At 44.8% G+C, this 22,013-nt stretch carries 20 protein-coding genes; 11 read left to right on the top strand and 9 right to left on the bottom strand.

The window, feature by feature from the left end; translation table 11 throughout:
- Positions 1 to 22: 22 nt before the first annotated feature.
- On the bottom strand, positions 23 to 1,381 hold the full coding sequence (locus KUG37_RS04100; protein ID WP_367947482.1) for an MATE family efflux transporter: 1,359 nt from the start codon (positions 1,379 to 1,381) through the stop codon (positions 23 to 25).
- A gap of 39 nt (positions 1,382 to 1,420) precedes the next feature.
- Complete coding sequence (locus tag KUG37_RS04095; protein WP_216936975.1) at positions 1,421 to 1,879, bottom strand: DMT family transporter; 459 nt, start codon at positions 1,877 to 1,879, stop codon at positions 1,421 to 1,423.
- A gap of 126 nt (positions 1,880 to 2,005) precedes the next feature.
- Between KUG37_RS04095 and hemW the strand changes: the two genes are divergently transcribed.
- Entirely contained in the window at positions 2,006 to 3,160 is a 1,155-nt protein-coding gene (gene hemW / locus KUG37_RS04090; RefSeq protein ID WP_216936976.1) for a radical SAM family heme chaperone HemW, read from the top strand.
- A gap of 589 nt (positions 3,161 to 3,749) precedes the next feature.
- Positions 3,750 to 4,193: an HNH endonuclease gene (locus KUG37_RS14685; protein ID WP_254202602.1), complete on the top strand. Its 444-nt coding sequence runs from the start codon at positions 3,750 to 3,752 to the stop codon at positions 4,191 to 4,193.
- Between the two features lie 166 nt (positions 4,194 to 4,359).
- On the opposite strand, the gene KUG37_RS04080 is transcribed toward KUG37_RS14685, so the two are convergent.
- From KUG37_RS04080 to hemF, 5 genes are all read right to left on the bottom strand, one after another.
- Positions 4,360 to 4,569, bottom strand: coding sequence for a cold-shock protein (locus KUG37_RS04080; RefSeq protein WP_004281542.1), 210 nt, complete (start codon positions 4,567 to 4,569; stop codon positions 4,360 to 4,362).
- Between the two features lie 347 nt (positions 4,570 to 4,916).
- Positions 4,917 to 6,740, bottom strand: a complete 1,824-nt coding sequence (locus tag KUG37_RS04075) for an acyl-CoA dehydrogenase C-terminal domain-containing protein (protein ID WP_216936977.1) — start codon at positions 6,738 to 6,740, stop codon at positions 4,917 to 4,919.
- Positions 6,741 to 7,138: 398 nt separating this feature from the next.
- Positions 7,139 to 7,927, bottom strand: coding sequence for a shikimate dehydrogenase (aroE, locus tag KUG37_RS04070; protein WP_216936978.1), 789 nt, complete (start codon positions 7,925 to 7,927; stop codon positions 7,139 to 7,141).
- 99 nt (positions 7,928 to 8,026) lie between these two features.
- Positions 8,027 to 8,233 (bottom strand): hypothetical protein, encoded by a 207-nt coding sequence (locus KUG37_RS04065; RefSeq protein ID WP_216936979.1) that lies wholly within the window; start codon positions 8,231 to 8,233, stop codon positions 8,027 to 8,029.
- 145 nt (positions 8,234 to 8,378) lie between these two features.
- Positions 8,379 to 9,335 (bottom strand): oxygen-dependent coproporphyrinogen oxidase, encoded by a 957-nt coding sequence (gene hemF, locus KUG37_RS04060; protein WP_216936980.1) that lies wholly within the window; start codon positions 9,333 to 9,335, stop codon positions 8,379 to 8,381.
- A 234-nt stretch (positions 9,336 to 9,569) separates the two neighbouring features.
- On the opposite strand from hemF, the gene hemN reads away from it, so the two are divergent.
- The gene (gene hemN / locus KUG37_RS04055; RefSeq protein ID WP_216936981.1) at positions 9,570 to 10,943 is read left to right on the top strand and encodes an oxygen-independent coproporphyrinogen III oxidase; all 1,374 of its coding nucleotides are present in this window, start codon (positions 9,570 to 9,572) and stop codon (positions 10,941 to 10,943) included.
- Between the two features lie 82 nt (positions 10,944 to 11,025).
- On the opposite strand, the gene ribA is transcribed toward hemN, so the two are convergent.
- A complete protein-coding gene (ribA, locus tag KUG37_RS04050) occupies positions 11,026 to 11,628 on the bottom strand; it encodes a GTP cyclohydrolase II (RefSeq protein WP_216936986.1) in 603 nt (200 codons plus the stop codon).
- 308 nt (positions 11,629 to 11,936) lie between these two features.
- On the opposite strand from ribA, the gene dxs reads away from it, so the two are divergent.
- From dxs to KUG37_RS04010, 8 genes are all read left to right on the top strand, one after another.
- Positions 11,937 to 13,847, top strand: coding sequence for a 1-deoxy-D-xylulose-5-phosphate synthase (gene dxs / locus KUG37_RS04045; RefSeq protein WP_216936982.1), 1,911 nt, complete (start codon positions 11,937 to 11,939; stop codon positions 13,845 to 13,847).
- A 114-nt stretch (positions 13,848 to 13,961) separates the two neighbouring features.
- The gene (locus KUG37_RS04040; RefSeq protein ID WP_216936983.1) at positions 13,962 to 14,792 is read left to right on the top strand and encodes an inositol monophosphatase family protein; all 831 of its coding nucleotides are present in this window, start codon (positions 13,962 to 13,964) and stop codon (positions 14,790 to 14,792) included.
- 552 nt (positions 14,793 to 15,344) lie between these two features.
- Positions 15,345 to 17,249 (top strand): DEAD/DEAH box helicase, encoded by a 1,905-nt coding sequence (locus KUG37_RS04035; RefSeq protein WP_216940196.1) that lies wholly within the window; start codon positions 15,345 to 15,347, stop codon positions 17,247 to 17,249.
- A gap of 408 nt (positions 17,250 to 17,657) precedes the next feature.
- Positions 17,658 to 18,476 carry an ABC transporter ATP-binding protein gene (locus tag KUG37_RS04030; RefSeq protein ID WP_216934516.1) on the top strand — a complete coding sequence of 273 codons (819 nt, stop codon included), beginning with the start codon at positions 17,658 to 17,660 and terminating at the stop codon, positions 18,474 to 18,476.
- Complete coding sequence (gene mlaE, locus KUG37_RS04025; RefSeq protein ID WP_216934517.1) at positions 18,473 to 19,252, top strand: lipid asymmetry maintenance ABC transporter permease subunit MlaE; 780 nt, start codon at positions 18,473 to 18,475, stop codon at positions 19,250 to 19,252. Before KUG37_RS04030 ends, mlaE begins: the two co-directional genes overlap by 4 nt.
- Entirely contained in the window at positions 19,252 to 19,929 is a 678-nt protein-coding gene (locus KUG37_RS04020; RefSeq protein ID WP_216934520.1) for an outer membrane lipid asymmetry maintenance protein MlaD, read from the top strand. Before mlaE ends, KUG37_RS04020 begins: the two co-directional genes overlap by 1 nt.
- Positions 19,930 to 19,947: 18 nt before the next feature.
- Complete coding sequence (locus KUG37_RS04015; RefSeq protein ID WP_216934522.1) at positions 19,948 to 20,580, top strand: ABC transporter substrate-binding protein; 633 nt, start codon at positions 19,948 to 19,950, stop codon at positions 20,578 to 20,580.
- 15 nt (positions 20,581 to 20,595) lie between these two features.
- Positions 20,596 to 20,886: an STAS domain-containing protein gene (locus KUG37_RS04010; protein WP_216934524.1), complete on the top strand. Its 291-nt coding sequence runs from the start codon at positions 20,596 to 20,598 to the stop codon at positions 20,884 to 20,886.
- 104 nt (positions 20,887 to 20,990) lie between these two features.
- Here KUG37_RS04010 and KUG37_RS04005 read toward each other — a convergent pair whose 3' ends face one another.
- Entirely contained in the window at positions 20,991 to 22,004 is a 1,014-nt protein-coding gene (locus tag KUG37_RS04005; RefSeq protein WP_216934526.1) for a CorA family divalent cation transporter, read from the bottom strand.
- Positions 22,005 to 22,013: the final 9 nt, after the last annotated feature.

The raw sequence follows: 22,013 nt of genomic DNA, 5'->3' as shown, positions 1-22,013 counted from the left end.
TAAGTTAATCAACTGAACGTATTTAGTGACCAAGACTTAAGCGTTTATTGTTGCCATATAACCGAGCCAGCAAAAGTACACAGGCAACACTCAGACCCACGATCAGGCCGACCCACACACCGGCCGCACCCATGTCGGTAAAGCGCGAGAAATATACCCCGACCGGGAAAGCAATCACCCAGTAAGCCAGCATGGTAATCCACATGGGTCCTTTGGTATCTTGCATGCCGCGTAGACAACCTGCCGCACTGATCTGCCAGGCATCCATCAATTGATAGGCAATGGCAAACAGAATTAGATAAACCGCAATTTGGGTCACAATCATATCTGACGTATAGAGCGCCACGATTTCATTACGGAAAACCCAAAGCAGAATCATGGTCAGGATCGCCAGAATAGTGGCAGTGATCAGGCCGAGATATTGCACTTTGCGCATGGCTTGCCAGTTCTGTTCGCCATAATAGGTACCAACCCGAATGGTCAGGGCAATCGCCAGTGACATGGGAATCATGAACAGCTGTGACGTTACGGAAATGGCAATCTGATGCGCAGCAACAATAGTTTCTCCCAGGGGGCTGAGCACAATCGCCGCAGTACTAAAAATACTGACTTCAAAGAAAATTGCCAATCCGATTGGCAGGCCAAGCTGCAAAATACGTTTTATCCATTCCGGGTTGATTTTTTCCCAGTGGGTAAATGGCTGGGTACGTTGATAGGCTTTGTTTTTAAAGATATACAACGCCAGAGTAATGACCATTAACCACTGCAAAATCGCCGTGGCAAAACCACAACCGGCGCTGCCTAAGGCCGGAACAGGGCCAATCCCATACATAAAGATATAGTTCAGCGGAACCAGCAACACCAGCGCCACCAAGCTGATGACAGTCACCGGACGCGGATGGCCAATGGCTTCTGAATAGCCGCGTAAGGCCGCATATATGGTCACAGCAGGCATGCCAAAACCAATGGCATGCAGGAATAAACTTGCTTTGGGCTGCAAGCTTTCAGGTACGCCCAGTAATGGCAAAGTAGCGGGTAACAGTTGCAATATAAGACCCGCAATGATCCCCAGGATCAATGCGACCCAAAGCGACTGACGTGCAATTGTGGCAATTTTTTCGGGTGTGCGTGCACCATTTGCTTCAGCCACCAATGGTGTAGTGGCAATCATGATGCCACTAAACAGCAGCATGACCGGAATCCAGAGTCCTACTCCGACTGCAATCGCGGCAAGATCGGTAGCAGACAGGTGACCGGCCATAATGGTATCAATCAGGCCCAGACCAGCCTGAGAGAATTGGGTCACCAGAATGGGCAACATCAGATAAAAAAGTTTTTTTAATTCAAAACCAAAGGTCGTAACTGGTGAAACATTCGACACAAAAATTACTCATCGTGATCATGTGCTTAAATAGAAGGTTTAGCGTTGTAAAGTGAGAAGCACACCAATAAAAATTACCCCGCCGCCTAAAAGACGTTGCCAGTTCATCGGCATTTTTTCGTTGCCCAATAAACCCAGATGATCGACCACCATCGACATCACCATCTGACCAAAAATAATCAGACCGGACAGAACCAAAAAGCCAAGTTTGGGCGCTGCATAAATGCTCATGCTAATCGCGTATACACCCACGACTCCCCCAAGCCATAAATACCAGGGAATACTGATCAATTCCTGCAAACCGGGTTTGGGATTGGACTGAAAAAGTACGATTACGGCGAGCACTATTGTACCAATCAAAAAGGAAAAAAATGCAGCTTGAATAGGAGAATATAAATATTCTTTCAGTTGCGTGTTAATTGCCGTCTGTAGCGTCAGTAAAATACCAATTGCAAAGACTAAGGGAAGTAAAATAATCAGTTGAGAAGATATTTTCATAATTTTAACTGTCTAATTCTATTTGAGTTTTTAGGTAGGGGCTTGGGGTGGTTTTAATTTTAGCAGTGTTGCTGCCGAGTCATGTTAAAATTCCGCTATATCTTGTAATCGTTTTTGAGTAGTTCTTTGGCTGAATTAAATCCTGCTGTTGTCCCTTTGTCCTTATATATTCATATGCCGTGGTGTGTGCGCAAATGTCCTTATTGTGACTTCAATTCGCATGCTGTGCCTGATGGCCAGTTATCTCTGGAATTGGAACAGGAATATTTACGTGCATTGGTTGAAGACTTTAAAACTCAGGTCGATTTTGCCCAAGGCCGTCCGATTCACAGCGTATTTATTGGTGGCGGTACGCCGTCGCTGATTTCTGCTCCTGGCTATCAATGGTTATTTGATCAGCTCAAAGCGATCATTCCCTTTGCCGAAGGCTGTGAAATTACTCTGGAAGCCAATCCCGGTACAGTAGAACATGATCCGTTTGCAGGTTATTTGCAGGCCGGCATTAATCGTCTGTCGATTGGGGTACAGAGTTTTAATACGGATCATCTTAAACGTCTGGGGCGGATTCACAGCAATGAAGATGCGATCTCTGCGATTGGGTTGGCACGTGAAGCCGGGTTTGAGCGTATTAATGTCGATTTGATGCATGGTTTGCCTGAACAGACTCTGGAGCAGGCTTTGCATGATTTAAAACTCGCGGTAGAAAATGGCGCTACGCATATTTCCTGGTATCAGCTCACGATTGAGCCGAATACGGTATTTTTCCGGACTCAGCCTGTTTTACCGGTAGATGATGTGCTGGAAGATATTCAGGAGCAGGGCGAGCTTTACCTAAAAGCGCAGGGTTTTATCAATTATGAAGTTTCGGCCTGGCGTAAAGAACTGCCTTCAGCGCATAACCTGAATTATTGGCAGTTTGGCGATTATCTGGCGATTGGTGCGGGTGCGCATGGCAAAGTGACACAGCCGGATGGGATCTACCGTTTCCAGAAAACCCGCCTACCGAAGGATTACTTAGCCAAAGTGCCTGCCGAGCATTTGCAGTTTAAACGCATTGAGGAGGCTGATATGCCATTTGAGTTTATGATGAATGCGCTGCGGTTAAATCAGGGTGTGGAAGCCAAACTCTATGCCGAACGTACCGGTTTGAGTTTAGATACTTTACATGAGTTACTGAGCTCTTTAGGTGAAAGAAAATTAATGGTCGATGATCCAAAACGGCTTTCATGTACCGAGCAGGGCCATATCTTTTTAAATTCGGTACTGGAAGAGTTTCTTTAACTGATGTTAATTTGCTGATCATTTTTTGCAAAACCCTCATATAGATTTATGAGGGTTTTTTTATTGTATAAAATAAAAGGCTTAAAACGACACTCTGGCTTTCTTGTTTCTAATATTTCTGAGAATATTCAAGAATTAAATAATATGAATATTATAATTTATTAGGGATGGTTAAGTGGATAGATTGTGGGCTTTTCAAAAATTAGATTTAAGTGATACGCGATTTTTTATTTTCGATAGTAAAGCTGATCATCTGGTCTATGGGGATCTAGACTTTGAAGAATATCATTGGGATCAGTCTAAATATAATCGAGTCAGGGAAGGGGATTTCTTTCTATATCGCCGACCTCAGAAAGCCTCTGAGATTAAAAAATAATTTTATCTTTATGGTGCTGGTCGCATAGCAAAAATTGTTGCTAACACAGCTGCTCCTCAAGATCATCAGAAACGCCGTACTAAACCAGTATTCGCTCAAGTAGTAGATGGCATACGTTTTATCGATCCTATTCTGCAATCGGATTTAACAGATTTTCAATGGAATTTTAAATCGCGCGGTAACGGTTGGGAACATTTCTTTCAACAATATGGCATGAATGAAATCACAGCAGATGATTTTTGGCAGCTGCTGCAATTAGCACAGACAAGAGAAACACCAGAGCTACGGTTAGATACACGGCTTTGTCAAGAAATTATAGATTACAGCGTAACAGATCAACATGCTGAGGTTAAAATTCGAGGTTCAGCACAAAGAGAATTTGCTTTACAAGTTAAACTTAATTATCAATATCGCTGTGCAATTTCTGGCATTAAAACCAAAGCATTTTTAGTTGCTTCTCATATTGTGCCTTGGTCAGAAAATCATGCACAACGCAAAAACCCAAAAAATGGGATTTGTTTATCTTCTTTATTGGATCAAGCTTTTGATCAGGGATTTATAAGTATTGATGAACATTTCAAATGTGTGTTGCTGAACAAGCAAAACAAGATGCGAGTCTGTATGCTTATCTTAAGCCTTATAGCGGTAAACGCATAGAAGTACCAAAATGTTTTGCGCCGGATCAGGAATTTTTAGCTTGGCATAGAGCACACCGGTTTTTAGATCAACCAAATAATCTTTAAAAGCTAGAGCTGAATTAGCGAAATTTCAGGCACAAAAAAAGCACTCTAAGAGTGCTTTTTTTCAATATCTTGCTTCTGAATTATAGAGCAACGATATTTACAGCTGTAGGGCCTTTTTGACCTTGAGCTACGCTGAAAGAAACCTTTTGGCCTTCAACTAAAGTTTTGAAACCTGAACCAGTGATTTCGCTGAAGTGAGCAAAAACGTCTGGACCTGATTCTTGTTGAATGAAACCGAAACCTTTAGTTTCGTTGAACCATTTTACTGTACCGTTAACTGTGTTAGACATAATGTAACCTTTTGAATCGTATGAATTTATAGCCAAAATTTCAGATGACTAGCTGTAACTTTGAAAAATAAACAGGATGGAGCTTTTTGATCTGTAATACGAAGGTTTATGACTAAAACTGCGATACTTAAGAGAAGACTAACCAAAACAAGAATTTTTCTAGTTGGGGCTATCATACCGCTTATTTTGATATATACAAGCATTTTATTCATCTAATTTATTAGGATGTTGAAAAATATAAAATTAAAGTTGTAGGTTTTCTATCTAGAAAGGTTTTTAAGTTAAAGAAAGGCATTTGCATCAACAAAAAAGAGCGCCGAAGCGCTCTTTTCAATTCAATTTACTGCTTAGTAGTCAAAGCTAAAGTGTTCTGGTGCCAGTGAAGTCATGGTTTTGGATGGATTTACCATCGCTTCAGCATGACCCTGGGTGCGAGGCAGAATACGGTCGAAATAAAAATCAGCCGTTTTGATTTTTGCTTTATAGAACTCAGGTACTTCTGCACCATCGCCAGAAGCCAGTTTTGCTGAAGCGACTGCTGCTTGCTGTGCCCAGAAGTAGGCCATCATTACATAGCCAGAGAACATCAGGAAATCTACTGACGCAGAAGATACGATATCGCGGTCTTTACGTGCAGCCAGCATAATACGAACGGTTAATGCATTCCACTGTGCACACAGCTTGGTTAAATCCCAGGCAAAACGGCGCATGTATTTATTGGGTGCATTCTGTCCACAGAATTTCAGGATTTCAGCCGTATAGTCACGAATGACTTTACCTTTCGAGGTTAACAGGACTTTACGACCAATCAGATCCAGTGCCTGTACACCTGTCGTACCTTCGTACAAGGTTGAGATACGTGAGTCACGCACGATCTGTTCCATGCCCCATTCTTTGATATAGCCATGACCACCAAAGACTTGCATACCGTGATTCGATGCTTCATAGCCCATTTCAGTCAGGAAGCCTTTCAGGATTGGGGTATAAAAACCTAAGTGATCATCATGCTGTTCAAAGGCAGCGGTATTGCCACGCAACAGGGCATCATTCATGTTGTCGGCAATTTGTGCAGCATGGTAAATCATGGCACGGCCACCCTCAGCAATGGCTTTTTGGGTCAACAGCATACGGCGTACATCGGCATGATGAATGATCGCATCCGCTACTTTTTCCGGATCTTTTTTACCAGAAAGCGCACGCATTGACATACGCTCCTTGGCATACGGCAAAGCACCCTGGAACGACAGCTCAGCATGACAAATGCCTTGAATCGCAGTACCAATACGGGCAGTGTTCATGAAGGTGAACATGGCATGCAAGCCTTTATTTGGTTCACCAATCAGGTAGCCAGTCGCATTATCGAAATTCAGTACAGCTGTTGCTGAAGCGCGAATCCCCATTTTATGTTCAATCGAACCACAGTTCACTGGATTACGTTCACCGATTCCGCCATCTGCAGCAGCGATAAATTTTGGCACGATAAACAGGGAAATGCCTTTGGTGCCTTGCGGTGCATCCGGAAGACGTGCCAGTACGATATGCACGATATTTTCAGTGAGGTCGTGCTCGCCTGCAGAAATAAAGATTTTGGTCCCTGAAATCGCATAGCTGCCATCTTCTTTTGGCTCTGCCTTGGTCTTGACCTGACCCAGGTCAGTACCGCATTGCGGCTCGGTCAGACACATGGTGCCCGCCCAAGTTCCTGCGACCAGATGCGGTAGATAAGTGTTTTTCTGCTCATCGGTACCGTATTGGATAATGGTGTTGATACAACCCACACTTAAACCCGGATACATCTGGAATGACCAGTTTGCAGTCCCCATCATTTCAGACTTGATCAGGTTTAAAGACATTGGCAGGTTTTGGCCGCCAAATTCTTCAGGATAAGACAGACCTTGCCAGCCACCTTGTACGAACTGGTCGTAAGCTTCCTTAAAGCCTTTTGGTGTTTTCACTTCGCCATTTTCAAAATGACAGCCTTCTTCATCACCACTTTGATTTAATGGCGACAGTACATTTTCACAGAAATCTGCTGCACCTTCTAAGATCATGTCCACCGTGTCGGCATCGGCATATTCACCATTCGACAATTTCTGGTAGTGCGCAGGGTAGTCAAGCACTTCATTCATAAGGAAGCGAATGTCGTGTAAAGGGGCTTTATATGCTGGCATGCGTTTAATCCTGATTGAAGTAGTTTTGGATTATCTGTATCGATTCTTTGATTATTCACATTCGGGATGAAAAAACATTGATGAATTCAGTGAATAAAAATGTCAGAAAAGCGAATCGATGATTAAGTCAAGTAAACAAAACGGAGGAATTTTATCGGTTGTCGTTTACATTGAGGGAAGAGGAGAAAATTGTTATCTCATTGGACTTTAATGAATTAAAAGGTGATTTGTCTAGTATACTTTTGTATAAATTGTGCTCAGATTTAAGTCTTAAAATAGCATGTCTTAAAATGTCATTAAAACCAATACATGGCTTTTAGCTTAATAGGTAGGGGCGGGAGAGCAGTCAAGGGCTGCAGTTGCAACCCGAACTGAGATTATCGGGATAGATTAGACGCTTATAGAAACTCTTTTAAATCCGGTTTGATGCCATTCCAAATGTAAAAAGATTCGATCGCCTGACCAACCAGCATGCCAAAACCTTCGGATGTCGGTACACCACGTGCTTTGGCTTGATCCAGAAAGGAAGAAGGCTTGCCATAGGCCATTTCATAGGCCTGTTTAAACTGTAAAGTTTCCGGTAAAACCAGGGAATCTCCGCTGAGGCTGGCAGAGGTAGCATTGATCACCAGATCAAAATCACCCTTAAGATTATTCAGGGAAATGGCCTGTAATTCTAGTTGCGGTACGGCATCCTGAAGATCAGCGACCAGCTGTTGCGCGCGTGCCAAGGTGCGATTGGCGATCACAATTTTTTTCACGCCGGCCTGGGCAAGTGGATAAATCACGCCACGCGTCGCACCGCCTGCACCAATAATTAAAATATCTGTATTTTCTAGCGGCCAGTCTAGTGCACGAATCGCTTCGACCAGTCCCTGACCATCGGTATTGTCACCATGCAGAACGCCATTTTCCAACCACAGGGTATTCACTGCCTTGGCAATTTTGGCTCGTTCACTCAGCACCTGGCATTGGGCAAAAGCCTGTTCTTTAAATGGCACGGTGACGTTCATGCCGCAACCACCATTGGCAAAGAACTCCTGAATATTGGCTTCAAAACCATCCAGTGGAGCCAGGCGTTTGCTGTAATTCAGATCGATCCCGGTTTTTGCTGCAAAAGCGTGATGCAATTCTGGAGAACGTGACTGTTCAATCGGGTTGCCAATCACGGCAAATTGTTTGCGCATTTCACAATGTCCACGTGCTGAAATGCCCATCAATATACGTGAAAAAGCGCAGGGACTAAAGCCTGCGCAATCTTTAATTTCTGCTGGAATACCAAGATTTTAAGAACTACAAATATCCATAATATGTTCTGCAAACATGAGCGCCATACTGAGAATAGCCCCAGCCACCGTCAGGATACTTACCAGAATGGCCGCGCCATCCAGAAACAGATTGTGACTCAAAACTGCGGTACTCATCGCACTGATGGCGAGAGCCAGGAAAAGCCAAAAGGCAAACACAGGTAGATTAGGATGAAGGTTTTGCATTGTTATTCTCACTAGGCATCAAATGGAATGTGATCGATGTAGCGATAGGGTGCTGCGATCAAATCAGGTAAATTTCAAGTATTTCCATGCAGCATTATAGAGGATATGTCTATTAAAACAGCCCTCTATTTGAGGGCCGTTTGTATCATTTCATTGCGTTGGATTTCAATTCTGTTAACCAGTCATGCGGTTTCAGATAATAATCCGTCAAACGTTTTTCCGGTGAACCTTCATTCCACTCAGGGCGATATGACCATCCAGTGAGAGGTGGTAGACTGACCAGAATCGATTCAATCCGGCCGCCGGTCTGCAGACCAAACAGGGTGCCACGGTCATAAACCAGATTGTATTCAACATAACGGCCACGACGGTACAACTGGAACTCGCGCTGCGCTTCGTTATAAGACCTATCCTGATTACGCTGGAAAATTGGCAGAATCGCTTCCAGGTAACCATTGCCCACGGCCTGTATATACTGGAAGCAGGTGTCAAAATCCCATTGATTCAGGTCATCAAAAAACAAACCGCCAACGCCACGCTGTTCATCGCGATGCTTTAAATAAAAATAGTCATCACACCATTGCTTATGTTCTGGATAAACCTCATCACCAAATGGTGCACACAGGTCATGCGCTGTCTGATGCCAGGACAATACATCTTCGTCATTTGGATAAAACGGAGTCAGGTCAAAACCGCCACCAAACCACCAGATTGGATCCTGACCTTCTTTTTCTGCGACGAATAAACGCACGTTGGCGTGTGAGGTTGGTACATTCGGATTTTTCGGATGGATGACCAGCGATACACCCATCGCTTGCGCCTTGGCACCGGCAATATTGGGGTGGCGTTCGGTCGCAGAAGCAGGCAGCTTGGAAATGTTGATGTGGGAGAACATCACTCCGCCTTTTTCGATCACGGTGCCATTTTGCAAGACGCGTGAACGGCCACCACCACCTTCCGGGCGTTCCCAGTCATCAATGATAAATTCGGCAGTGCCGCCGCCAGTACGTTCCTGCTGTTCCAGTGCCGCACAAATCCGTGCTTGCAAGTCGATGAGGAATTCACGAACGCGTTGAATATCCGCAGATGTAGGATGCTGCATCAGAGCCTCGTAAGAAAATAAAAACTAGCTACATCAAAGCATAAAATCAGTCAAAGATTAAGGTCTATTTGGTGATGCAATAGATCGCTCCGGGCTTTGAATTTCAGGATTCATAGGCAGAATGTGTTGTTAAATCCGACCAAATGGCTAGGTTGAATTCTTTATTCAAGCTCAGCACAATAACTGAATAAGCGCTCATTGGCTTGAGCATTTCTCGATGGTAATAGGTGTGTCATGTCGGTACAGGTCAACCCCCTGATTCAAAAATACAATGTTCCCGGTCCGCGCTATACCAGTTATCCTACGGTTCCATATTGGGAAGATCAGAATTTTTCGCTGCAACAATGGAAGCAAACGCTGAAAAAATCTTTTGATGAATCCAATCAAAGTGAAGGCATCAGCCTGTATATCCATCTGCCATTTTGCGAAAGCCTGTGTACCTTCTGTGGCTGTCATAAACGCGTGACCAAACGCCATGAAGTCGAACAACCCTATATTCAGGCAGTGCTGAAAGAATGGGATTTATACTGTGAGCTATTACAAGAAAAGCCGCAGATTAAAGAGATTCATTTGGGCGGGGGAACACCGACCTTTTTCTCAATGGAGCATCTTGCTCAACTGATTCAAGGCATTTTGGCCAAAGCAGACATCGCACCTGTGCATGAATTTAGTTTTGAAGGCCATCCTAACAATACCACGCGTGAGCATCTGCAAGGATTGTATGACTTGGGCTTTCGTCGGGTCAGCTATGGGGTGCAGGATTATAATGAAACCGTGCAAAAGGCGATTCACCGGATTCAGCCCTATGAACATGTCAAACAGGTGACTGAATGGGCGCGAGAAATTGGCTATGAATCGATTTCTCATGATCTGGTGTTTGGCTTGCCTTTTCAGAGTCTGGATGATGTCTTAAATACCATTGAGCAAACCAATTCGCTCTTGCCGGATCGTCTGGCTTTATATAGCTATGCACATGTGCCCTGGATTAAAGGCAATGGTCAGCGCGGTTTTAAAGACGCCGATGTACCTAAAGATGCAATTAAACGCGAATGCTATGAGGCGGGTAAAAACAAGTTACTCGCGCATGGTTACCATGAAATTGGTATGGATCATTTTGCCTTAGAAACAGATGCGATGTACCAGTCCTTTCAAGCTGGAACATTGCACCGCAACTTTATGGGATACACAGCCTCTAAAACCCAGGTGATGATTGGATTGGGTATTTCTTCGATCAGCGACAGCTGGTACAGCTTTGCCCAGAATGTGAAAACCATTGAAGAATATTATGAATGCCTGGCGCGCAATGAAATTCCGGTGTTTAAAGGGCATGTATTAAACCAGGAAGATCTGATTATTCGGCAACATATTCTGAATTTGATGTGCGGCTTTAGCACATCATGGGAAAATCCGGAGCTGCTTTTCCCTGAAATCGATGAGGTGGTGGAACAGCTTGAAGAAATGGCGCAGGATGGTCTGATTGAAATTACAGACTCGTCAGTCATGATTCTGGAGAAAGGGAAACCATTTGTGCGCAATATTTGTATGGCTTTTGATTTACGTTTAAAGCGGCGGATGCCGGAGAACCGGATTTTTTCAATGACAATCTAATCTCCCCTGACCCCTCTTTAAAAAAGAGGGGAATATCCCTCCTTTAACCAAGGAGGGATAGGGGTAGATTTGCTATAGACCCTTAAAAATCATCCTTGTGATAGAGATGTGCCATCCGTTCGTGCTTGGTTTTGAGATATTGCTCATTGAACGGATTTAAACCCACTGTGAGGGGAACACGATCCACCACATTAATGCCTTGTGCTTTTAAGGCTTCTATTTTTGAAGGGTTGTTGGTCACGAGACGTACGGCTTTCACTTGTAAATGATCCAGCATAATGCTGCACATGTCATATTGACGTGCATCTGCCGGCAGGTTCAGCATCAGATTGGCATCTACCGTATCATGTCCCTGATCTTGCAGGGCATAGGCACGAATTTTATTGGTCAGGCCAATGCCACGCCCTTCCTGACGCAAATACAGAATGGCTCCACGGCCTAATTCATTGATCAGCTTTAATGCTGCTTGCAATTGCGGGCCACAGTCGCATTTGAGTGAAGCAAAGGCATCACCGGTTAAACATTCAGAATGGACACGAACCACCACAGGCTCATCGGATACTTCTTCAAGTCCTTTGGAAAGTGCGACATGTTCTTCGCCAGTCTTAGGGTCTTGAAATACAGTAATTTTAAATTCACCGTGAGCGGTAGGTAATCTTGACGTTGCGACAAACTCGATTGGCACAGCTGAACCCGTTAAATCCTGAAATTGGCTAAAGTATAGCGTAATGATTGAACATTGGTAGAATTGCAAAGTCGAAATTCTGCTTTAGATTTTCTTTTTTGTAGAAAGCGAACGATAATAGTTGATAAATAGTAAGATTATTCAGGATAATCGTAGCCTGCAATTTTTTCACCCCGACGAGATCATTGTTTAATATTGCATCGCTAGAAGCGTAGCTGAATTGAAGCTGCTACAATTCAGCTATATGATCGGGTACTCCCCATTGACCTAGCTTTAGATTGCCAGGCTTTAGAAGGCTTTGCCATAATATGCTGTATACAGAAATTCCAACTCAACGCCCTGTAACACCGTTGCTTGATACGATCAATCATCCTGAGCAACTACGTTTACTCGAGCAAAGCCAGCTAGAACAAGTGGCAGATGAGTTACGTCAATTCATTTTGTATGCTGCCGGGCAAAGTGGCGGACATTTTGGTGCCAATCTGGGTGTTATTGAGCTTACAGTGGCTTTGCACCATTGCTTCAATACCCCGCATGACCGTCTGATCTGGGATGTAGGTCATCAGGCCTATCCGCATAAGGCACTGACGGGTCGTCGTGAACAGCTGACGACTATCCGGGCTAAAGAGGGTCTGGCAGCCTTTCCGGCACGTGAAGAATCTGAATTTGATACCTTTGGGGTAGGACACTCTTCAACGGCGATTTCTGCCGGTCTGGGCATGGCCTTGGCACGTCGCTACCAGAACAATCCTTGTGAAGTGGTATCGATTATTGGCGATGGTGCCATGACAGCGGGTATGGCCTTTGAAGCCTTGAATGATGCGGTAGCACACAAGGCTGACCTGATAGTGGTGCTGAACGACAATGACATGTCGATTTCTTGCAGCACCGGTGGTTTTGCCAAGCATCTGGCGGCCATCTGGGAGCGTGGTGAGTTCGTCAATGTTACTGAGCAGGGTGAGGCTTATGTACAGCCACATCCTGAATGGCTGTATAACTCGCGTTTACATAGTGCAGCGACCGATGCAGCAGATAACCTATTTAAAGCCATTGGTTTTGATTATTTTGGTCCTTATGACGGTCATGATGTCAAACAACTGGTGCATGTCTTTAAAGCGCTGAAAAAGCGTAAAGGCCCACGCCTGATTCACATCTATACCAAAAAGGGCAAGGGCTTTGCTCCGGCAGAATCGGATCAAATTAAATATCATGCGATTAGCAAGCTTAATGCCGTGGCTACTGCCAATACTGCGCCGAAATACTCGGATGTATTTGGCCAATGGCTCTGCGATGAAGCGGCACAAGATGCACGCCTGCTCGCGATTACACCGGCCATGTGCGAAGGCTCAGGCATGGTGAAATTTGCCAAAGAATACCCGGAACGTTTCTTTGATGTCGCGATTGCAGAACAGCATGCAGTTACGCTGGCTGCGGGCATGGCCTGTGAAGGCTTAAAGCCGGTAGTCGCGATTTATTCGACCTTCCTGCAGCGCGGTTATGACCAGCTGGTACACGATGTGGCCTTGCAGAATCTGGATGTCACTTTCGGTATTGATCGTGCTGGTCTGGTGGGTGAAGATGGTCCGACGCATGCCGGTGCCTATGACTATGCTTATATGCGCACTATCCCAAATATCGTAATCATGGCACCCAAAGACGAAAATGAATGTCGTCAAATGCTGCATACCGCTTATTTATATCCTGGGCCGGCAGCTGTGCGTTATCCACGTGGCAATGGTGTAGGGGTAGCTATCCAGCAACAGATGGCCGAGATTCCAATCGGTCAGGCGGAAATTGTGGCCAGTTTTAATGGACAATATGACGAATATATTTCTGTTCTGGCTTTTGGCAGCCGGGTACAGGTTGCTGTAGAAGCTGCTGAAGCCTTTGCAGTGAAACATGAGGTTGGGGTGCGTGTTGTGAACATGCGTTTTGTCAAACCTCTGGATACTCGAATGCTGGATGATCTGGCATCAAGCACCACTCTGTTTGTGACAGTTGAAGAACATGCGGTGATGGGCGGAGCTGGCAGTGCAGTAAATGAATATCTGGCAGAAGCACAGATTGTGAAACCGATGCTGAATCTGGGGCTGGACGACACGTTTATGGCACAGGCGACGCATGCACAAATGTTGCAGCAGGCCGGTTTGGATGCACAAGGCATTGAAAAATCGATGAATAAAGCATGGTCCACCCTAGGGCAAAGCGTTTTGTCATAAGTTCTTAAAAATTTTAGACACATTTTTCCCAAAAAAGCCCCGATATTTGCTAAGATATCGGGGCTTTTATGCATTATTCTTTATCAGTTTCTTTAAATTTGTAGTGGGTGTTCAATGGAACCTATGGTGGTGATGGCTGCGCGTGCGGCTCAGTTAGTTGGTCAAGAGCTTTTAAAAGCGCATCAGAATCGTCATAAACTTGATCTACAAGTCGAAGAAAAAGGAATTGATGGTCCGGTGACGCGTGTAGACCGTTATTTGGAACAGTTGACCATCGATACCCTACGTAAAAGCTATAAAAATCACAGTTTCCTTGGTGAAGAGTTTGGTTATCAGGAAGGTAATGGTCACGACGCCGATTGGTGTTGGGTGATCGATCCACTGGATGGTACTTTAAACTTCATTAATGGTTTCCCGCATTTCTGTATCTCTATCGCAGTTCAGCACAAAGGCATTACTCAACACGGGGTGATTTATGACCCGGTGAAAGATGAGCTATTCTCTGCCAGTCGTGGTCGTGGTGCCATGATGAACCAGCGCCGTATTCGTGTGAATGTCAAAGACAGCATGGAAAATACCTTTATGGCTGTTGGTCATGCTTACCGTGCCAAACGTAATGGCGAAGTTGTGTCTTATGCCAAGAATCATTTCCGGTCTTTGTTAAATGTTACTGAAGCCGGTGCGCAATATCGCCGTTCAGGTTCTGCAGCATTGGATTTGGCTTATGTGGCTGCCGGTCGTTTCGACGCTTACTTTGAACTTGGTTTGAAGCCTTGGGATATCGCAGCGGGTGAACTGATTGTGAAAGAAGCAGGCGGTACTGTAGTTGATGCACGTGGTGGTAGCGACTCTATGGAAAATGGTCAAGTTTTGGCTTGTTCAATGAAAATGCTTAAGCCTTTGATGCAAGCAGTTGTTCCTGCTTGGGGTGAAGCAGCAAAATAATCGGGTTTAGATGAATTGCGTCTAATATTGAAAAAAAGGCATCCTTCGGGATGCCTTTTTTAGCTAGGTGGAATAGCTGAAAGGGTAAACATAGAGTGATTTTTAACATGATATGAAAGTTTGGAATAACAAGTAAGCGGGTGAAATAGACTTTTTATACCAGATATTACATTTATTTCTTATGTGTAAGTTTATGAAATTTATATTTAAATTTCAAATAAAGCAAATTAGTTTTAAAACTTGATGACATTGTGGAATATTCTGCTATAATTTCGTCACGCACTTAATTTTCCGTTCTTTACCTGAACATTATCTTCTAATCATTGTCTGCGCGTTCTGTCCATAGAGAGGACATATCCTTCGCGCCCAATCGCTTAAGCGATTCCCTTCAGGTTTGCGGCCGTAATCATATACGTGCGTTATATCCACATCGACGTTATTCGGATCGCTGCTGAATCCTAAATTTTCAGCTCTATTTGCTGTGCCGCTTTTTGCCGATGTCCATATTGTAATTTATTTAATGGAGCACCCACTTCAGGGTGAACACTCTCTATGAGCAAAACTTTTGCTGATTTTTCCCTCGATGCGTCTTTAATCCAAGCGATCGAAGGTTTAGGCTTTACTACACCAACTCCTGTACAAGAACAAGCAATTCCAGCTGCACTTGAAGGTAAAGACCTTCTTGTATCAAGCCAAACAGGTTCTGGTAAAACTGCTGCATTCTTACTACCTACTTTAAATGCTTTAGCAAATCAAGATTCGCTTATCTCATTTAAAGACCGCATGAAAGCGGTAACTCAACCGAATATCCTAGTGATTTCTCCTACTCGTGAATTAGCACAACAAGTATGTCAAGATGCGATTGCATTGGTTCGTCATATGAAAGGTGTTCGTGTTGCTGCGATTATGGGTGGTATGCCTTTCGCTAAACAAATTCAACAATTAAAAGGTGCACAAGTTGTCGTTGCGACTCCAGGTCGTTTACTTGATCTTGTAAACCGTCGTCAACTTAAACTTGACATGGTTGATGCATTAATCGTCGATGAAGCTGACCGTATGCTTGACTTGGGCTTCTCTGAAGACCTAGAAGCAATTGGTGAATTGGCAGCTAACCGTAAACAAACATTGATGTTCTCTGCGACTTTTGCACCGCGTATTGTTACGCTTGCTGAACGCATGATGAATGATCCATTGCGTATTGCGATCGAAACTGGTCACTCTACCAACACCGATATCACTCAGACCCTTCACTGGACTGATGGTTTCGAACACAAGAAAAAATTGTTAACTCACTGGTTATCTGATGAGTCTGTAGATCAAGCTGTCGTGTTTGCTTCTACTCAAGAAGATACTGATATGTTGGCTGAAGAACTTGCTGAAGCAGGTCTATCAGTTGTCGCACTTCATGGTGCAATGCCACAGACTGTACGTAACCGTCGTCTACGCAGTATCCGTGAAGGCCGTGCAAAGATCTTAGTTGCGACTGACGTTGCTGCTCGTGGTCTTGACGTACCAACAATTTCTCACGTGATTAACTTCGGTCTTCCGATGAAAAACGAAGACTATGTACACCGTATTGGTCGTACAGGTCGTGCAGGCCGTACTGGTAACGCGATTACATTAGCGACTTACCGTGAGCGCGGTAAGATTCGTGCGCTTGAAGACTTCCTAGATGCACGTTTAAACGTGTCTGAAATTGAAGGTCTTGAGCCATCTCCACCTCCTGCTCGCGGTGCTCGTGATGGCGGCGGTCGTGGTCGTGATGGCGGCGGTCGTGGTCGTGATGGCGGTCGTGGCGGTTTCGGCGGTGGTCGTGATGGCGGCGGTCGTAGTTTCGGCGGCGGTCGTGGCGGTGATCGTCCACAACGTAGCTTCGATGACAAACCACGTGGCGAACGTCCTTCTTATGGCGATGATCGTCCTAAGCGTGATTTCGGTGATCGTCCAGCTCCACGTCGTGAAGGCGGTTTCGGTGATCGTCCACAACGTTCGTTTGCTGATGATCGTCCTAAGCGTGATTTCGGTGATCGTCCAGCTCCACGTCGTGAAGGCGGTTTTGGTGATCGTCCACAACGTTCGTTTGCTGATGATCGTCCTAAGCGTGATTTCGGTGATCGTCCAGCTCCACGTCGTGAAGGTGGCTTCGGCGATCGTCCACAACGTTCGTTTGGTGACAAACCACGCGCAGCGGGTGATGATAACCGTGGCAACCGTGTAGATTACAAACCAGCGCGTGAAGGTGAGCGTTCAGCTCCACGTCGTGATTACGGTGATCGTCCAGCTCCACGTCGTGAAGGTGGTTTCGGTGATCGTCCAGCACGTTCATTTGCTGATGATCGTCCTAAGCGTACTTTTGGTGGTGAAGATCGTCCACGTCGTAGCTTTGATGACAAACCACGTACTGAACGTCCAGCGTTTGGTGGTGAAGACCGTCCACGTCGTAAATTTAACGACTAATTCAATCTCTAGATTGAAATAAAAAAACCGGTGGAAACACCGGTTTTTTTTATGCATTGAGTTTTTTGCTTTTTAACGTAAAATGTCTATTAAATCAACTTTTCTCGGCTTTATGATAATTAATAATATGAAAGGCTTAGCTTTAGGATTTCAACGGATGGAGGTGTTTATGCCCTATATCGCCTTGACTTTGATTTTGTGTAATATTATTTATTATTTATACAGTTTTTTTAATTGAACAGAGTTTGCTAAACTTCAGTCTGATCAAATTTTTATTCTAAAAAATATACTCAATCATCAGGTGTTGCTATTTTTAATGATATTGACCCATCTATCTCTAATGCTAACATTTTGAACTTCGTTCCTTTATAGTATGCATGCTGAAAAAATGCAGGAATACACTCAGCTATGAAAAATCAAACAGCGCGAGACTCTCAATCGTTGATTGAAGTCAAGAATTTAAGCTTCAAACGAGGTGAGCGTGTGATTTATGACGACGTGAGTTTAAGTATTCGTCGTGGACAGATTACCGCCATCATGGGGCCATCAGGTACCGGCAAAACCACTTTATTAAGATTGATTGGTGGGCAGTTGATCCCGGAGCACGGTCAGGTTTTATTGGACGGCAAAGATATTGCCTCGATGTCACGTTCCGAACTTTTTTCAGCACGTGCCCGTATGGGCATGCTGTTTCAAAGCGGTGCTTTGTTCACCGATATGAGCGTCTATGAAAATGTCGCATTCCCAATTAGGGCCCATACAAAACTGCCAGAACATCTGATTAAAGAAATTGTCGCTTTAAAACTAGAATCTGTGGGTTTGCGCGGGGCAGAACAAATGATGCCGGCTGAATTGTCGGGCGGGATGAACCGCCGCGTGGCCTTGGCACGTGCCATTGCGCTGGACCCAGAGCTGATTATGTATGACGAACCTTTCGCAGGACAAGACCCGATTGTGATGGGCGTTTTGACGCGATTGATTCGTTCTTTGCGTGAAGCACTGGATTTAACCACGATTGTGGTGTCGCATGATGTGGCAGAAACCTTATCAATTGCCGATTACATCTATGTGGTGGCAGAAGGTAAAGTACAAGGTGAGGGCACGCCTGCTGAGTTAAAAGCCCATCCTTCAGCATTTGTGCAGCAATTTTTGACTGGATCAGTGGAAGGGCCGGTCGACTATCAATTTAGTCATCGGGCTTATTTAAGTGATGAGGTACGTTCATGAATGCAATTGCCGCATTAGGTAGACGCGTTATTGAACGTGTACAGGGGATTGGGGTCGCAACCCTGATGCTGTTGCAGATTTTATTTTCAATGCCGACCTGGCTTGGGGTAAGACTGTTTGTGTATCAGATGTATCGGGTCGGGGTGTTATCCCTGCTGATCATCGTAGTTTCTGGTCTGTTTATTGGCGCCGTGCTTGGCTTGCAGATGTTCAGTATTCTGTCGACTTTTGGCAGTGAATCCATGCTTGGTACAGCAGTGGCGTTGACCTTGCTGCGTGAGCTGGCACCTGTGGTCGCTGCTTTGCTGTTTGCAGGACGTGCCGGTTCCGCCTTGACTGCTGAAATTGGCCTGATGAAAGCCACTGAACAATTGTCTAGTATGGAAATGATCGGGGTGGATCCCTTAAAACGGGTGATTTCGCCGCGCCTTTGGGCGGGGATTTTTAGCCTGCCGATGCTCTCGGTCATCTTTGCTGCAGTCGGCATTATGGGCGGTAAAATGGTCGGTGTGGATTTTCTGGGTGCCGATGAAGGCTCTTATTGGAGCGGCATGGAAAGCAGCGTGCAATTCTATAAAGATGTCTTTAATGGCACCATTATTAAAAGTTTTGTATTCGCATTAATTTGCACCTGGATTGCGGTGTACCAGGGTTATGCCTGCGTCCCGACATCGGAAGGTATTGCAACTTCTACCACGCGTACAGTCGTATATTCTTCACTGTGCGTTTTAGGCTTTGACTTTGTGTTGACTGCGGTCATGTTCGGAGGTGTTTAATGAAATCACGTACTAGTGAGCTGGCCGTTGGTATTTTTGTTATCTTGTTTGGTATTGCCTTGTTTTTTCTCGCGATGCGCGTCAGTGGCCTAGTCGGAAGCAATATTTCTGACAGCTATAAAATGACGGCAACTTTTGAAAATGTGAATGGCATCAAGCCACGTGCCAAAGTGGCATTAAGTGGAGTGAAAGTGGGGCAGGTGGATGAAATTACCCTAGACCCTGTAACCCGTCTGGCGACCGTGCATATGACTCTGGATGGCTCATTGACCTCGTTTAATCCTGAGCAGTTGAAGCAGGTCCAGCAGGAAGCACTGGAAGAGTTACGTTATAGTTCGGACTATACTGCGGCCACTCCTGAGCAACAAAAAGACATGGAAAAACAACTCTTAGCTAACATGAAATCCATCACTAATATTGATGAAGATGCTTATATTATGGTTGCGACCAATGGATTGTTGGGTGAAAAATACCTGAAAATTATTCCAGGTGGTGGTCTGAACTATTTGCAACGTGGCGCTCAGATTGCCAATACCCAAGGCACTATGGAAATTGAAGATTTAGTGACGAAGTTCATTACTGGCGGTGCCGGTAAATCTTCGGATAGTCAAGAAACTGGCCCGGAACAGGCGACAGTTTCAGAATCGACCGATGCAGAACCTGCATTTGTTGAATAATAGATTGAGGAGATTTCAGTGAAGACTTTAGTAAAACAAACGCTTGCAGCAAGCATTCTTTCAACAATGGTTGCTGGTACAGTGTTTGCTGCACCGTCTGAAGCACCACCTGCTTTTATTAAAAAAGTGGCAGATGGTTTGATTGAGCGCCTCAAAGCTGACAATGCGAAATTGCAAAATAATCCGGCACTGGTAAAAACCATTGTGCGCCAGAATCTGGATCCATACATCGATTCGCAATCTTTCACGCGTATCGTGATGGGTACCTATGCGACCAATCAGTATAGTACGGCCGCACAGCGTGCACAGTTCGAAAAGAATTTCCGTGAAACCCTGATTGAAAATTATGGTTCTGCATTTTCCAAGTTCAGCAATCAAACTTATAGCGTGCGTCCTTACAAGGCGAGCAGCAGCAGCAACCCTGTCGTGACCATTGATTTCAATAACAAGGGCGAGAAAGTTCCGGTAGCGTTCCAGTTGGTGGACAAAGGTTCACAGTGGAAAATCCGTAATATCAACGTATCTGGTATTGATCTAGGTTTGCAGTTCCGTAACCAGTTTGCTGCGACGGTCAAACGCAATGGCGGTAACATAGATAAAGCCATTGCCAACTTTAAACCAGATGCAGAAGCTGCAATCGACAAGAAATAATCGAATAGGTGAGCCGTGATTGTATTCAAGGATCAGGAGTTGCAGGTTTCAGGCAAGATTGACTATAACAATGCGCAGGACTACTACTTAAATGGTTTGCGTGTGATCCAGTCACAGAACAAGTTTCCGCTTGTGGTAAACCTGGCCGGGCTTGAAAGTGGCAGTACTTTGGCTTTGGCGGTACTGGTGCGCTGGTTGCGCCAGACGCCGCAAGCACAGGGACTGCACTTTAAAGCTGTTCCTGGGAAAATGATGAATATCATTCAGGCCAGCCATCTCCAAGGTGATTTAAAAATCATTCAGTAAACAGAAAAGCACCGAAAGGTGCTTTTTTATTGGTTTCAAATAGGTGTTTAAAAAATAGAGCGCGTTTCTTGTGCTACGTTTTGAAGCAATGCTGCAAAGCTTGCTCAAATCCATTTCTTCCATCTAAAGTAAATCAGTGGACCGATCAAAAAACCGATCAAAATAATACTGACCATGACAAAACTCATTGAGCCTTGCGCGAAAGGCAGAACCTCGGTATTCATCCCATAAATACTGGCGATCAGCATCGGGGGCGCAAGCATACTTGGCAGAATCGAGAATCGACGGATCGTGTCATTCTGTTCAGTGTTAATGAATCCGGACGTGGTGTCGAGCAGGAAGCGCACTTTCTGAAACAGGAAGGCATCGTGTTCAACCAGCGAGCGCACATCTTCACTCAACTCTCGGATATCTGCATCATAAATATGACTTCCTAAAGCACGAGGGCGCGACAAAAAAGTCAGAACACGACGTAAGTCGATCAGACAGAGTTGTGCTTTACCCAGCATATCCTCCAGTTGGGCCAGTCGGGTAATCATGTCATCCAGATCGAGAATTTGCTCACGATGACGGTTATTCAATACTTCAGTGGAATATTTTTCTAAATCTTTATGTACATCTTCCAGAATGTCGGCCAGCTCATCCAGTTTGGCTTCGAGCAGGCCCAATAAAATCCAGGTCGGATCTTTATAATCGATTTCATAATCATTACGGCGTGCACGGGCACGGAAGGCACGAAAGGCCACCAGCTTTTCGCCACGCAAGGTAAACAGCCGGTCCTTATGCAAAATGAATGCCACGGTTTGGACCGTCGCCAACATGCTGGATTCATCGTCGTTTTCGTTCTCAACCTGATAGTTTTTATTTTTGGTTAAAAAATATGTACTGACATGCAAAATACCGTCATCATCACGGTAAAATCGGGCACTGGAGGAAATATCTTCCAGCGATTTTAAGGTCGGCAAGTTTTGCCCATAGGCATCTAAAATCCATTGCTGCTCTTCTTGTGAAGGCGCAATCAGATCAAGCCATACTAAATCTGGATGCAGGTCGAAATCACCATTAATCGTGATATCTTCTAAGCTACCGCGCTCTGTGGCGTAAAAGGCTTCAAGCATGCTGTCTTT

The organism is Acinetobacter sp. BY419 (genome assembly GCF_019038395.1).
Taxonomy (GTDB): domain Bacteria; phylum Pseudomonadota; class Gammaproteobacteria; order Pseudomonadales; family Moraxellaceae; genus Acinetobacter.
The sequence above is the reverse complement of the archived record's forward strand: the minus strand, read 5'-3'. Positions and strand labels throughout refer to the sequence as shown.